Source organism: Ancylobacter sp. TS-1 (assembly GCF_009223885.1).
GTDB lineage: Bacteria > Pseudomonadota > Alphaproteobacteria > Rhizobiales > Xanthobacteraceae > Ancylobacter.
In genome coordinates this window covers 3,743,388-3,756,855 of record NZ_CP045144.1, presented here as the reverse complement: position 1 = coordinate 3,756,855, position 13,468 = coordinate 3,743,388, and the positions used below count along the sequence as shown (strand labels likewise).

General features: G+C 69.1%; 9 protein-coding genes. 8 read left to right on the top strand and 1 reads right to left on the bottom strand.

The window, feature by feature from the left end; translation table 11 throughout:
* Positions 1-50: 50 nt before the first annotated feature.
* Positions 51-1,355 (top strand): type III glutamate--ammonia ligase, encoded by a 1,305-nt coding sequence (glnT, locus tag GBB76_RS17685; RefSeq protein ID WP_152304519.1) that lies wholly within the window; start codon positions 51-53, stop codon positions 1,353-1,355.
* Positions 1,356-1,610: 255 nt separating this feature from the next.
* On the top strand, positions 1,611-2,171 hold the full coding sequence (locus GBB76_RS17680; protein ID WP_152304518.1) for a hypothetical protein: 561 nt from the start codon (positions 1,611-1,613) through the stop codon (positions 2,169-2,171).
* A 45-nt stretch (positions 2,172-2,216) separates the two neighbouring features.
* On the opposite strand, the gene GBB76_RS17675 is transcribed toward GBB76_RS17680, so the two are convergent.
* A complete protein-coding gene (locus GBB76_RS17675) occupies positions 2,217-3,674 on the bottom strand; it encodes a short-chain fatty acyl-CoA regulator family protein (protein WP_152304517.1) in 1,458 nt (485 codons plus the stop codon).
* A gap of 144 nt (positions 3,675-3,818) precedes the next feature.
* On the opposite strand from GBB76_RS17675, the gene GBB76_RS17670 reads away from it, so the two are divergent.
* From GBB76_RS17670 to GBB76_RS17645, 6 genes are all read left to right on the top strand, one after another.
* On the top strand, positions 3,819-5,354 hold the full coding sequence (locus GBB76_RS17670) for an acyl-CoA carboxylase subunit beta (RefSeq protein ID WP_152304516.1): 1,536 nt from the start codon (positions 3,819-3,821) through the stop codon (positions 5,352-5,354).
* A gap of 146 nt (positions 5,355-5,500) precedes the next feature.
* Positions 5,501-7,516, top strand: coding sequence for an acetyl/propionyl/methylcrotonyl-CoA carboxylase subunit alpha (locus GBB76_RS17665; protein ID WP_152304515.1), 2,016 nt, complete (start codon positions 5,501-5,503; stop codon positions 7,514-7,516).
* A 15-nt stretch (positions 7,517-7,531) separates the two neighbouring features.
* On the top strand, positions 7,532-9,403 hold the full coding sequence (locus GBB76_RS17660; protein WP_152304514.1) for a methylmalonyl-CoA mutase family protein: 1,872 nt from the start codon (positions 7,532-7,534) through the stop codon (positions 9,401-9,403).
* 60 nt (positions 9,404-9,463) lie between these two features.
* Complete coding sequence (locus GBB76_RS17655) at positions 9,464-9,832, top strand: hypothetical protein (protein WP_152304513.1); 369 nt, start codon at positions 9,464-9,466, stop codon at positions 9,830-9,832.
* Positions 9,833-9,884: 52 nt separating this feature from the next.
* Positions 9,885-12,041, top strand: coding sequence for a methylmalonyl-CoA mutase (gene scpA / locus GBB76_RS17650; protein ID WP_152304512.1), 2,157 nt, complete (start codon positions 9,885-9,887; stop codon positions 12,039-12,041).
* Positions 12,042-12,718: 677 nt separating this feature from the next.
* Positions 12,719-13,468, top strand: a complete 750-nt coding sequence (locus GBB76_RS17645; RefSeq protein ID WP_152304511.1) for a GntR family transcriptional regulator — start codon at positions 12,719-12,721, stop codon at positions 13,466-13,468.

Below are 13,468 nucleotides of genomic sequence, written 5' to 3'. Positions count from 1 at the left end.
ACCAACGAGCCCTGAACGGGCCGGGGAACAGCACGGAACCGGATTGCACCATGGCGAACGATCTTGCGCATGCCGCCAAAGAGCTCGGCATCAAGTACTTCCTGATCTCCTATGTCGACCTGTTCGGCGCGCTGCGGGCCAAGCTGGTGCCGGCCGCCGCCATCGGCGGCATGCAGAAGGCCGGCGCGGGCTTCGCCGGCTTCGCCACCTGGCTCGACATGAGCCCGGCCGACGCTGACCTGTTCGCGGTGCCGGACCCGGAAAGCCTGATCCAGCTTCCCTGGAAGCCGGAAATCGGCTGGCTCGCCTCCGATCTGGTGATGAATGACGAGCTGGTGGCGCAGGCTCCGCGCAACGTGCTGAAATACACCATGCTGGGCGCCGACAGCATCGGCTACCAGATGAAGACCGGCGTCGAGTGCGAGTTCTTCCTCACCAATGCCGACGGCACGAAAATCTCGGACGCCGCCGACAACGCCATCAAGCCCTGCTACGACCAGTCCGCCCTGATGCGCCGCTACGACGTCATCAAGGAGATCTGCGACAGCATGCTCACGCTCGGCTGGGGCCCCTACCAGAACGACCATGAGGACGCCAACGGCCAGTTCGAGATGAACTGGGACTTCGACGACGCACTCGTCACCGCCGACCGCCACGTCTTCTTCAAGTTCATGGCCCGCTCCATCGCCGAGAAGCACGGGCTGCGTGCCACCTTCATGCCGAAGCCCTTCATCGACCTCACCGGCTCGGGCTGCCACATGCACACCTCGCTGTGGGGACCGGACGGCGCCAATCTGTTCGAGGACGAGGACGGCGAGCTTGGGCTTTCCGATCTCGGTTACAATTTCATCGGCGGGCTGATCCACTCCGCCGACGCCATGTGCGCCTTCACCAACCCGACGGTGAATTCCTACAAGCGCATCAACGCGCCGCGCACCGTCTCCGGCGCCACCTGGGCACCCAACACCGTCACCTATACCGGCAATAACCGCACCCACATGATCCGCATCCCCGATGCGGGCCGGCTGGAGCTGCGCCTGCCGGACGGCGCCGCCAACCCCTATCTCGCCCCCGCCGCCGTGCTCGCCGCCGGCCTCGACGGGATCCAGAACGGCCGCGAGCCCGGCAAGCGGCTCGACATCAACATGTACACGGACGGCCACAAGGTGCGCGGCGCCAAGAAGCTGCCGCTCAACCTGCTCGACGCCCTCCGCGCGCTGGAAAAATCCTCAGTGCTGCGCAACGCCCTCGGCGCGCCGCTGATCGACGGCTACGTCAAGCTGAAGACCGAGGAATGGAACGCCTATTCGCGCCACCTCACCCAGTGGGAGCGCGACAACACGCTCGACATCTGAGGCGCCGCGCCGCGAGACCCGCACGCGACGCCCGCATCACGCCTGTCCGCGCGCCCTACCGCTGCGCGGCCGAATCAGGCAGCGTCCTGCGCAGGTCCGGGCCGGGACGCGTCGGGCGCTCCGGCATCGGGAGCCGGGCCTGTCCGGGAAAGTCATTTGTCGCTGTTCAAAGGGCGCCGGCCGCTGCTCACGAGAAGCGGGCCGAGGCATCACGTGCTGATCACCGGGACGGGGCGGACGGGAACGTCTTTCCTGATGCAGCTGCTTACCCGGCTCGGCCTCGATACCGGCTTCACCGTCGACCGGCTCGATCTCGATCCGGTCGCCCGTGCGGGCCTTGAAGTCGATCCCCGCTGGGCCCACGCGCCCTATATCGTGAAGAACCCCTGGATCTGCGACTATATCGAGGAGCTGCTCGTCGATCCCGAACTCCGGGTCGACCACGTCTTCGTCCCGGTGCGCGATTTCGAGGCGGCGGCGGCGAGCCGGGTGCGCGTGCAGAAGGAGCATACGGGCGTCGAGGACGGGCCCGCCACGGTTCCCGGCGGCCTGTGGAACGCCTCCCGCGCCGCCGACCAGACGGAGGTGCTGCGCGAGCGGTTCACCCGCCTCGTCGAGCAGCTCGTGCGCTTCGACGTCGAGACCACCTTCCTGTGGTATCCCCGCCTGACGCAGGATGCGCCCTATCTGCACGCCAAGCTCAGCCGGGGCCTGAACATGCCGGACCTCGCGACCTTCACGGCGACCTTCGACGCCACCGTGCGTCCGGACTGGGTGCACAGCTTCACCCCCAACGACCGCAACGCGGAAGGCTGAGACGGCGCAAGGCTGAGCCGGCGAAGATCCGGCGGGCGGCCCGGCTCAGTCGCGCACCGAGAACGGCACCACGCCGCGGCGGTCGGGATCGAGCACGATCTCGCGGTCGAGCGGAGGAAAGGCGCGCTCCGGGCAGGTCGCGCGCGGGCAGATGCGGCAATTGACGCCGAGCGGGGCCACCGCCGCCGCCTTCAGGTCCAGCCCGTCGGCATAGACCAGTTCGCCGGCATAGGAGACCTCGCAGCCTATGCCGAGCGCGAAGCGCCGTTCGCGCTGGCCGAAGCGGATGGCCGGCTTGGAGGTGCCGCGCGCGAGGCACAGATAGCGCACCCCGTCCGGCATCTCGCCGACCTGCACCAGCGTGCGCGAGGGCTGCTCGAACGCCTCGTGCACGTTCCACACCGGGCAGGCGCCGCCATAGCGCGCGAACTGGAAGCGCGTCGCGCTGTGGCGCTTGATGACGTTGCCGGCGCGGTCGACCTTGAGGAAGTAGAACGGCACGCCCTTCTCGCCCGGCCGCTGGAGGGTGGAGAGCCGGTGGCAGACCTGTTCGAGGCTGGCCCCGGTCATCGCCGCCAGCAGATCGAGGTCGTGGCGCTTCTCGCGCGCCAGCCGGGCGAAGCGGCGATAGGGCAGGATCAGCGCGCCGGCATAGTAGTTCTGCAAGGACAACCGGCACACCTCGCGCGCCGTGGCGCTGCGAAAGCCCGCGTCGAGCACGTGCTGGTCGATCGCCTCGCTCTGCTCGAAGCGGGCGATCAGCGCGCCGAGGCGGAAGGCCTGGCTGGCGCGGTCCAGCGTGCGCGCCAGCGTCGCCACCCGGCGGTGGCGGTCATAGGCGAGCAGCGGCGCCTCCGGCTGGTCGGCCGGGGCGAGGTCGACCACGATGTCGTGGCGCTGGCGCAGGTGCTGCACCAGCACGCCCACCGCGTCGTCGCGGGCGAACAGGTCGAGCGCGGCGTTGCGCTCTTCCGCCGCCCGGTCGAGGCCGTCGACATAGTTGTCGATGTAGTGGAAATGGTCGCGCACCTCCTCATAGGGGGCGAGATGGCGGGCCTCGTCCGGCGGGGCGCCGCCATCGACCTCGCGCGCCACCGAGACCACGGCGTCGTCAAGCGCGGCGCGGTGCTCCTCCAGCCGGCGCATGGCGCCATGCAGGCGCAGGAAGGCATGGGCGAAGGCGGGCGCGTGGGTGGTGGCGTTCTTCAGGTCCTGAAGCGTCGGCTCCAGCCCGCGGAACACCGGATCGGCCAGCGCCTCGCGAAGATCGGCAACGATACGGTCGAGATCGTCGGCGCCGAAGCGTGTAATGTCGAGGTCGAAGGTGCGGCTGATGGCGAGCAGCACGGCGGCCGTCACCGGCCGCTGGTTGCTCTCGATCTGGTTGATGTAGCTCGGCGACAGCGACAGGCGCCGGGAGAAGTCGATCTGGGTCAGCCCCAGCCGCTCGCGGACATGGCGCACGGCGTGGCCGGCGAACACCTTCTTCGACATGCCGGCCATGAACGACGCCCGATCTTCCATCGTCGATTTTGTGAAAGATTCACAGTTTTACGATCCGCATTTTCACAGCTTATCTTTTGCCTCGCAAGGGCCTAAGACCAACGCGCAGGGCCTGGGTAACAGGGCAGCGTCCGAGGGAACGCCATGAAGCATATTCTCGACGAACTCGAGCAGCGCCGCGCCGGCGCCCGCCTCGGCGGCGGCCAGAGGCGCACCGATGCCCAGCACAAGCGCGGCAAGCTCACCGCCCGCGAGCGCATCGAACTGCTGCTCGACACCGGCTCCTTCGAGGAGTTCGACACCTTCGTCCAGCACCGCTGCACCGATTTCGGCATGGACAAGGCCGAGAAGATCCCCGGCGACGGCGTCGTCACCGGCTGGGGCACGGTGAACGGGCGGCAGGTCTTCGTCTTCGCCAAGGACTTCACCGTGTTCGGCGGTTCGCTCTCCGAGGCGCACGCGGCCAAGATCACCAAGATCCAGGACCTCGCGCTGAAGACACGGGCGCCGGTCATCGGCCTGTTCGATGCCGGCGGCGCGCGCATCCAGGAAGGCGTGGCCGCGCTCGGCGGCTATGGCGAGGTGTTCAAGCGCAACGTGCTGGCCTCGGGCGTCATCCCGCAGATCTCCGTCATCATGGGCCCCTGCGCGGGCGGCGACGTCTATTCGCCGGCGATGACCGACTTCATCTTCATGGTGCGCGACACCTCCTACATGTTCGTCACCGGCCCGGAGGTGGTGAAGACCGTCACCAACGAGACCGTGACCTCGGAGGAGCTGGGCGGCGCCCGGGTGCACACCTCGAAGTCCTCGGTGGCGGACGGCGCCTATGAGAACGACGTCGAGTGCCTGTTGCAGATGCGCCGGCTGATCGACTTCCTGCCGGCCAACAACCAGTCCGGCGTGCCGGAATGGCCGAGCTTCGACGATGGCGAGCGCATCGACGCCTCGCTCGACACGCTGGTGCCCGAGAACCCGAACAAGCCCTACGACATGAAGGAGCTGATCGGTAAGGTCGTCGACGAGGGCGATTTCTTCGAAATCCAGTCGGCCTTCGCCGGCAACATCGTCACCGGCTTCGGCCGGGTCGAGGGCAAGACGGTCGGCATCGTCGCCAACCAGCCGATGGTGCTGGCCGGCGTGCTCGACGCCGACGCCTCGCGCAAAGCCGCAAGGTTCGTGCGCTTCTGCGACGCCTTCGAGATCCCGATCCTCACTTTCGTCGACGTGCCCGGCTTCCTGCCCGGCACGGCGCAGGAATATGGCGGGCTGATCAAGCACGGCGCCAAGCTGCTGTTCGCCTACAGCCAGGCCACCGTGCCGCTGGTCACCGTCATCACCCGCAAGGCGTTCGGCGGCGCCTATGACGTCATGGCCTCCAAGCATATCGGCGGCGACGTGAACTATGCCTGGCCGACGGCGCAGATCGCCGTCATGGGCGCCAAGGGCGCGGTGGAGATCATCTTCCGCTCCGACATTGACGACCCCGCCAAGATCGCCGAGCGCACGAGGGAATATGAGGAGCGGTTCCTCTCGCCCTTCGTGGCGGCCGAGCGCGGCTATATCGACGAGGTGATCACGCCGCGCACCACGCGCAAGCGCATCGCCCGCGCGCTGGCCATGCTCGCCTCCAAGAAGGTCGAGGCGCCGCTCAAGAAGCACGATAATTTGCCGTTGTAGCGACCTTTCTCCCTCTCCCCGTCGGGGAGAGGGTTGGGGTGAGGGGCAACGCCGCCTCGACATCCCGAAGCCGCCCTCCCCCTCACCCGGCGCTCCGCGCCGACCTCTCCCCGACGGGGAGAGGTGAAGTAGAGGCCCCGAGAACAATGTTCTCCAAGATCCTCATCGCCAACCGTGGCGAGATCGCCTGCCGGGTCATCAAGACCGCGCGCAAGATGGGCATCAAGACGGTCGCGGTCTATTCCGACGCCGACAAGGACGCACTGCATGTGGAGATGGCCGACGTGGCGGTGCATATCGGCGCTGCCCCGGCCGCGCAGTCCTACCTCGTCGCCGAGAAGATCATCGAGGCGGCCAAGGCCACCGGCGCGCAGGCGGTCCACCCCGGCTACGGCTTCCTCTCCGAGCGGGCGAGCTTTGCGCAGGCCCTGAAGGAAGCCGGCCTCGTCTTCATCGGCCCCAATCCGGGGGCCATCGAGGCGATGGGCGACAAGATCGAGTCCAAGAAGGCCGCGGCCGCCGCGAATGTCTCGACCGTGCCGGGCTATCTCGGCGTGATCGAGGATGCCGGCCACGCGGCGAAGATCGCCGACGAGATCGGCTATCCGGTGATGATCAAGGCCAGCGCCGGTGGCGGCGGCAAGGGCATGCGCATCGCCCATTCGCGCGACGAGGTCGAGGACGGGTTCGAGCGCGCCCGCTCGGAGGCGCGCTCCTCCTTCGGCGACGACCGCGTGTTCGTCGAGAAGTTCATCGTCCAGCCGCGCCATATCGAGATTCAGGTGCTCGGCGACAAGCACGGCAACGTCGTCTATCTCGGCGAGCGCGAATGCTCGATCCAGCGCCGCAACCAGAAGGTCGTCGAGGAAGCCCCCTCGCCGCTGCTCGACGAGGCCACCCGCCGGAAGATGGGCGAGCAGGCCGTCGCGCTGGCCAAGGCCGTGAACTACGACAGCGCCGGTACGGTGGAATTCGTCGCCGGGCAGGACAAGTCGTTCTACTTCCTCGAGATGAACACCCGCCTTCAGGTGGAGCATCCGGTGACGGAACTGGTCACCGGCATCGATCTCGTCGAGCAGATGATCCGCGTCGCGGCCGGCGAAAAGCTCGCCATCGCGCAGGAGGACGTGAAGCTGAACGGCTGGGCGGTGGAGAGCCGCGTCTATGCCGAGGACCCCTATCGCAGCTTCCTGCCCTCCATCGGCCGGCTCACCCGCTACCGCCCGCCAGCGGAAGGCGTGACCAACGCCGTCACCGTGCGCAACGACACCGGCGTCTATGAGGGCGGGGAAATCTCGCTCTATTACGACCCGATGATCGCCAAGCTGATCACCCACGCGCCGACCCGCGAGGAGGCCATCGAGGCGCAGGCGGACGCGCTCGACGCCTTCGCCATCGACGGCATCCAGCACAACATTCCCTTCCTCTCGGCGCTGATGACGCATGAGCGCTGGCGGGCCGGGCGCCTCTCCACCGGCTTCATCGCCGAGGAATACCCGGACGGCTTCCACGCCACCGCGCCGAGCGAGGGGCTGGCCCGCAGGCTGGCGGCGGTCGCGGCGGTGATCGACAATGTGAGCAATGCGAGGAAGCGCAGGATTTCCGGCCAGCTCGCCGGGCGTCCGGTCGTGTTCGAGCACCAGCGCGTGGTGCGGCTCGGCGACCGCGCCCTGCCCTGCGAGGTCGACCGCACGGCCGGCGGCTTCATCGTCACCTTCCTCGACAGCGAGGGCCGCCCGGCCGGAACCCATGAGCTGCGCTCGGGCTGGAAGCCCGGCGAGCCGGTGTGGAACGGCGTGTTCGACGACGAGGCCATCGCGGTGCAGGTGCGCCCGCGCCTCAACGGCGTGGCGCTGGCCCATCGCGGCGTGGCGGCGGACGCCCTCGTCTACACCAGGCGCGAGGCAGCGCTCGCCGCGCTGATGCCGGTCAAGGAACAGGCGGGCGCGGGCAAGCAGCTCCTGTGCCCGATGCCGGGGCTGGTGGTCTCGATCGCCGTCACCGCGGGGCAGGAGGTGAAGGCCGGCGAGGCGCTCGCCGTGGTCGAGGCAATGAAGATGGAGAACGTGCTGCGCGCCGAGCGCGACGCCACCGTCGCCAAGGTGCTCGCCAAGGCCGGCGACAGCCTCGCGGTCGACGCCGTGATCCTCGAATTCGCCTGACCGGGAGAGCGGGTGATGGACCAGCCGGACCTCGATATCGATCTCGCCGCCTTCCCCGCCGCGACGCGCGCGGACTGGCTGAAGCTGGTCGAGGGCGTGCTGAAGGGCGGCGCCTACGACAAGCGCATGCTCACCCGTACCGCCGACGGCCTCGTGCTCGACGCGCTGCCCGAGCGGCGGCGCGCGGGCGCGCCCATCGCCGGCCGCCCGGCCGGGGCGCCGTGGAAGATCGTCGCCCGCATCGACCATGACGACCCGGCCAGCGCCAACGCGCAGTTGCTCGAAGACCTCGACGGCGGCGCCGACGCGGCCACGCTGGTCTTCGCCTCGGCCCCGTTCGCCGGCGGCTTCGGCCTGAAGCTGCGCCATGAGGAACTGGTGGCGACGCTCAAGGGCGTGCTGCCGGAACTCGTCACATTGCGGGTGGAAGCCGGCCAGTTCCAGGGCCGCGACATCGCGCTGGCGCTGGCCCGGCTGTTCGAGGCGACCGACCCGGCGACGCTCGACCTGCGCTTCGGGCTCGATCCCATCGGCGACTTCGCCGCTCTCGGCGCTGCCCCCATCGAGTGGGAGGCGCTCGCCGCCCGGCTCGGCCAGACGGTCGGCGCGCTGCGCTCGCGCGGCCTCAGGGCGCCGATGGTGCGCGCCGACGGGCGGCTGCACCACGGCGCCGGGGCCACCGACGCGCAGGAACTCGCCGCCGTGCTCGCCACCGCCATCGCCTATCTCAGGGCGCTGGACGCGGCGGGGCTTTCGCTGGAGGAGGCGGCCGGCGCCATCGAGGTGACGCTGACCGCCGATGTCGACCAGTTCGGCACGCAGGCCAAGCCCCGCGCCTTCCGCCAGCTCTGGGCGGCGGCGCTGGCGGCCTGCGGCGCGGCGCCCGTGCCGCTGGCGATCCACATGGAAACCGCCTGGCGCTCGCTGACCCGGCACGACCCCTATGTGAACCTGCTGCGCGGCACGCTGGCCGCCTTCGCCGCCGGGGTGGGCGGGGCCGACAGCCTCACCGTGCTGCCCTTCACCCAGGCGCTCGGCCTGCCCGACGCCGACGCGCGCCGGCTCGCCCGCAACACGCAGGTCATCCTGATCGAAGAATCCAACATCCACCGCGTCGCCGATCCTTCCGCCGGCGCCGGCGCCATCGAGGAGCGCACCGAGACGCTGGCCGCCGCCGCGTGGGACCTCTTCCGCCAGATCGAGCGCGAGGGCGGCATGGTGGAGGCGCTGACCTCCGGCAGTTGGCAGGCGCGCCTCACCGCCGCCCGCGCGGCGCGGGCGAAGGATATCGCGACCCGCCGGCAGCCGATCACCGGCACTTCGGAATTCCCGCTGCTCGGCGAAGGCGTGCCCGCCGTGCTGGCGCCGGCCCGCCGCGCCGCCATGTCCGCCCCGTCGGAAGGCGCGCTGCTGGCCGAACCGCTGGTCCCCCGGCGCCTCGCCGAACCGTTCGAGCAGTTGCGCGCGGCCGCCGCCGCAGCGAGCCCCGCGCCTTCCGTGTTCCTCGCCAGCCTCGGCACGCCGGCCGACTTCACGCCCCGCGCCAGCTTCGCCCGCGCCGCCTTCGAGGCCGGCGGGCTCACCGCGCCGACCAATGACGGCTTCACCGACACGACCGCGCTGGCGGCGGCCTTCACGTCCTCCGGGGCGAAGCTCGCCTGCCTGTGCTCCTCGGACGATATCTATGCCGCCCGGGCCGAAGAGGCCGTGCGCGCGCTTAAGAACGCCGGAGCGCAGGCGATCTACCTCGCCGGCCGCCCCGGCGAACATGAGGCGGCGTGGCGCGCGGCCGGGATCGAGGCCTATCTGTCGGCTGGCGGCGACCTGCTCGCGCTGCTCGACGAGGCCCATGCCCGCCTCGGCCTCCCCGCGAGGACGGAACCATGAGCGCGCCCGCCCGTTTCCCTACAGGCGGCTGTGAAGCCGCATCCACTGTAGGGAAAAATCATGAAAACGCTGAACGTCGCCCTTTGCGGCGCGCTGGCGTGGGGGGCGCTTGCATCCAGCCTGCCGGCGCGGAGCGCCGAGGGCCTGCACGACGGGATCTGGCGCGTCGCGGCGGAGCCGGCCACCGGCCCGTGCTCGCAGCGCCACGAATTCTCGCTCTCCGTCGAGGAGGGCCGCATCCGCTATTCCGGCTACTGGCCGGTGGAGGCGAGCGGCTCGGTGACGGCGCTGGGCGTCATCCGCATCCGCGTGGTGCGCGGGGAGGAGACGCTCGCGGCCAAGGGGCTGGTGCGCGGCGAGACGGCATCGGGCGAGTGGGTCTCGCCGGGCAAGAACTGCACGGGGTCGTGGGTGGCGCGGCGAAGCTGACGCGCCCTTCGGCTCACGCCCCCCAGAAGGGTTTGCCGCAGGAGGGTATCCGATGAGCCGCATTCCCGACTTCGCCGGCCTTGACTGGCGCGTGCCGCACCTTGCCGCCCCTGCCGCCGGCGCGCCGGACTGGGAGACGCCCGAGCGCATCGCGGTGAAGCCCGCCTACGGTCCCGACGACATTGCCGGGCTCGGCTTCGTCGACACCTTTCCGGGCATCGCGCCCTATCTGCGCGGGCCCTACCCCACCATGTACGCGACCCAGCCCTGGACCATCCGGCAATATGCCGGCTTCTCCACGGCGGAGGATTCCAACGCCTTCTATCGCCGCAACCTCGCGGCGGGGCAGAAGGGCCTGTCCGTCGCCTTCGATCTCGCCACCCATCGGGGCTATGACAGCGACCACCCGCGCGTGGCCGGCGATGTCGGCATGGCGGGCGTCGCCATCGATTCCATCTACGACATGCGCACGCTGTTCTCCGGCATCCCGCTGGACCAGATGAGCGTGTCGATGACCATGAACGGCGCGGTGCTGCCGATCCTCGCGCTCTATGTGGTCGCGGCGGAGGAGCAGGGCGTGACGCCGGCCCAGCTTTCCGGGACCATCCAGAACGACATCCTCAAGGAGTTCATGGTCCGCAACACCTACATCTACCCGCCGGCGCCCTCGATGCGGATCATCGCCGACATCTTCGCCTTCACCTCGGCGCACATGCCGCGCTTCAACTCGATCTCGATTTCCGGCTACCACATGCAGGAAGCCGGGGCGACGCAGGATCTCGAACTCGCCTACACGCTCGCCGACGGCGTGGAATATGTGCGCGCCGGCGCGGCGGCGGGGCTGCCGATCGACGCCTTCGCGCCGCGCCTGTCCTTCTTCTGGGCGATCGGCATGAATTTCTTCATGGAGGTCGCCAAGCTGCGCGCCGCCCGGCTGATCTGGGCCAAGCTGATGAAGGATCTCGGCGCGCAGAACCCCAAGTCGCTGCCGCTGCGCACCCATTCGCAGACCTCGGGCTGGAGCCTGACCGCGCAGGACGTGTTCAACAACGTGATGCGCACCATGGTCGAGGCGATGGCAGCGACGCAGGGGCACACCCAGTCGCTGCACACCAACGCGCTCGACGAGGCGCTGGCGCTGCCGACCGACTTCTCCGCCCGCATTGCCCGCAACACCCAGCTCGTGCTCCAGCAGGAGAGCGGCACCACACGCGCCATCGACCCGTGGGGCGGCTCCTTCTATGTCGAGCGGCTGACCGCCGACCTCGCCGCCAAGGCGCTCGGCCATATCGCCGAGGTGGAGGAACTGGGCGGCATGGCCAAGGCCATCGAGGCCGGCATCCCGAAGCTGCGCATCGAGGAGGCGGCCGCCATCACGCAGGCGCGGATCGATTCCGGCCGCCAGACCGTGGTCGGCGTCAACAAGTACCGGCCTTCGCGCGAGATGCCCATCGATGTGCTCAAGGTCGACAATTCGGCCGTGCGCGCCGCCCAGCTCGACAAGCTCAGGCGGCTGAAGGCGGAGCGCGACCCCAAGGCGGTGGCAGCCGCGCTCGCGGCACTCGAGGCCGGCGCGCGGGAAAATGCTAACCTGCTGGCGCTCGCCATCAATGCGGCCCGTGCCAAGGCGACGGTGGGCGAGATTTCCGACGCGCTGGAGCGCGTCTTCGGCCGGCACCGGGCGGAAATCCGCGCGGTCTCGGGCGTCTACCGGCGGGAGGCGGGGGCGATGAGCGACAAGGTGGGCCGCCTGCGCGAGCGGGTCGAAGCCTTCGAGCACGAGGAGGGTCGGCGCCCGCGCATCCTCGTCGCCAAGGTCGGCCAGGACGGGCACGACCGCGGCCAGAAGGTGATCGCCTCGGCCTTCGCCGATCTCGGCTTCGACGTCGATATCGGCCCGCTTTTCGCCACGCCGCAGGAAGCCGCCCGGCAGGCGGTGGAGAACGACGTGCATGTGATCGGCATCTCCTCGCTCGCCGCCGGTCACCTCACCCTCGTTCCCGAGGTGAAGGCCGCGCTCGCCGCCGAGGGCCGGCCGGACATCATGGTGGTGGTGGGCGGCGTGGTGCCGCCGCAGGATTATGACGCCGTGCGCGCCGCCGGCGCCGAGGCGATCTACCCGCCGGGCACCGTCATCGCCGACGCCGCCGGCGAACTCGTCGACAAGCTGGCGCAACGCCTCGGCCATAAGCGGCAAGCGGCAGAGTAAATTGCTGCGTCTCGTTGCTTCATGTATGTTGTAGGGACTTGGATCGATTCGATCAAAAGAGTCGTCCTAGCCGGTTTGACTGCGATCAGAAGCAGTTTCAGCAATCAGAAGCTGACCGCGCACATTACAACAACATCATCATTAGGAGCGACCGAGATGGTCCGACTGGTCCTCGTGGTGGATGTTGCGCGCGTCCTGCTCGCAGTTGCGGCGCTCATCCACCTCTATTTCACCATGTAGTTTCTTCGGCTCGGATACAGGTAGCCAGCCTGTGTCCGAGCCTATTGCGCAACGTGCTGGTCAAAGAAGCGGCATTTCGCCTGCGATGCGGGCGCCAGGGGCTGCGCGGCCGCCCCAATCCAATACGACGTCATCCCCGGGCTTGACCCGGGGATCCACGGTTTGGCTCCCGCTTGGCGCATCGGAAAACGTGGATGGCCGGGTCAAGCCCGGCCATGACGGAGTTCTGTTGGTGCAACGGTCCTCGGTTATCACGCCGCCAGCAACCTTCGGCCGACCTTCTCGCCCCCGCACCGCTTCGTTGGCTCCGGTCAAGGCGGCATCGCCTCCCATACGACGTCATCCCCCGGCTTGACCCGGGGATGACGTCGTGCAGCCGCGCGGCGTTGGCACGTGGCTTGCTTACAATCTTGTATACAAGTTTGTGAGCAGGCCTGATGAACCCAGCCACCGCCAATATCGAGGAAGCGATCCTTTCCGCCATCCTCGCCGGCCGCATCAATCCGGGCACGCGGCTCGGCGAGCAGAAGCTCGCCGACCTGTTCGGCGTCTCGCGCACCCGCGTGCGCGAGGCGATGATGCGGCTGGAGACGCGCGGCGTGGTGCAGGTCAGCGCCCGGCGCGGCTGGTACGTGGTCGAGCCCTCGGCCGAGGAGGCACGCGAGGCGTTCCAGACCCGGCGGGTGATCGAGACCGGGCTGCTGCAGACCGTGCGCGAGGTGCCGCCCGACGTGCTCCATAGCCTCAAGGAGCATGTCGCCATCGAGCGCCGCGCCATCGAGACCGGCGATGTCCATAGCCGCGCCTGCCTGCTCGGCGACTTCCACATCCACCTCGCCGACGCGCTCGGCAACCGGCTGCTGACCGAGATCATCCGCGACCTCACCGCGCGCACCACGCTTATCTCGATGCTCTACCAGCCGACCGAGAAGGCCGAGGAATCCAGCCACGACCACGAGGACATCGTCGCCGCCATGGAGGCGGGTGACCTTTCCCTCGCCGCACGGCTGATGGACGAGCACATCGGCAAGGTCGAGGCCGGGCTCGACCTCACCGCCCGACCCGACCCCCTCGCCGGGCTTCGCGAATTGCTGTCGCCGTCGACCTTCGCCGGCAACGCCCCCTCAGTGCCGCATCTCCACCCCCACCCCCACTCAGCCGGCCCTCCGCCGGACAAGGAGGATTGA

Coding starts and splice junctions, on each gene's coding strand:
- glnT (WP_152304519.1), top strand. CDS start 51: ATGGCGAACGATCTTGCGCATGCCGCCAAAGAGCTCGGCATCAAGTAC.
- GBB76_RS17680 (WP_152304518.1), top strand. CDS start 1,611: ATGCAGCTGCTTACCCGGCTCGGCCTCGATACCGGCTTCACCGTCGAC.
- GBB76_RS17675 (WP_152304517.1), bottom strand. CDS start 3,674: ATGGCCGGCATGTCGAAGAAGGTGTTCGCCGGCCACGCCGTGCGCCAT.
- GBB76_RS17670 (WP_152304516.1), top strand. CDS start 3,819: ATGAAGCATATTCTCGACGAACTCGAGCAGCGCCGCGCCGGCGCCCGC.
- GBB76_RS17665 (WP_152304515.1), top strand. CDS start 5,501: ATGTTCTCCAAGATCCTCATCGCCAACCGTGGCGAGATCGCCTGCCGG.
- GBB76_RS17660 (WP_152304514.1), top strand. CDS start 7,532: ATGGACCAGCCGGACCTCGATATCGATCTCGCCGCCTTCCCCGCCGCG.
- GBB76_RS17655 (WP_152304513.1), top strand. CDS start 9,464: ATGAAAACGCTGAACGTCGCCCTTTGCGGCGCGCTGGCGTGGGGGGCG.
- scpA (WP_152304512.1), top strand. CDS start 9,885: ATGAGCCGCATTCCCGACTTCGCCGGCCTTGACTGGCGCGTGCCGCAC.
- GBB76_RS17645 (WP_152304511.1), top strand. CDS start 12,719: ATGAACCCAGCCACCGCCAATATCGAGGAAGCGATCCTTTCCGCCATC.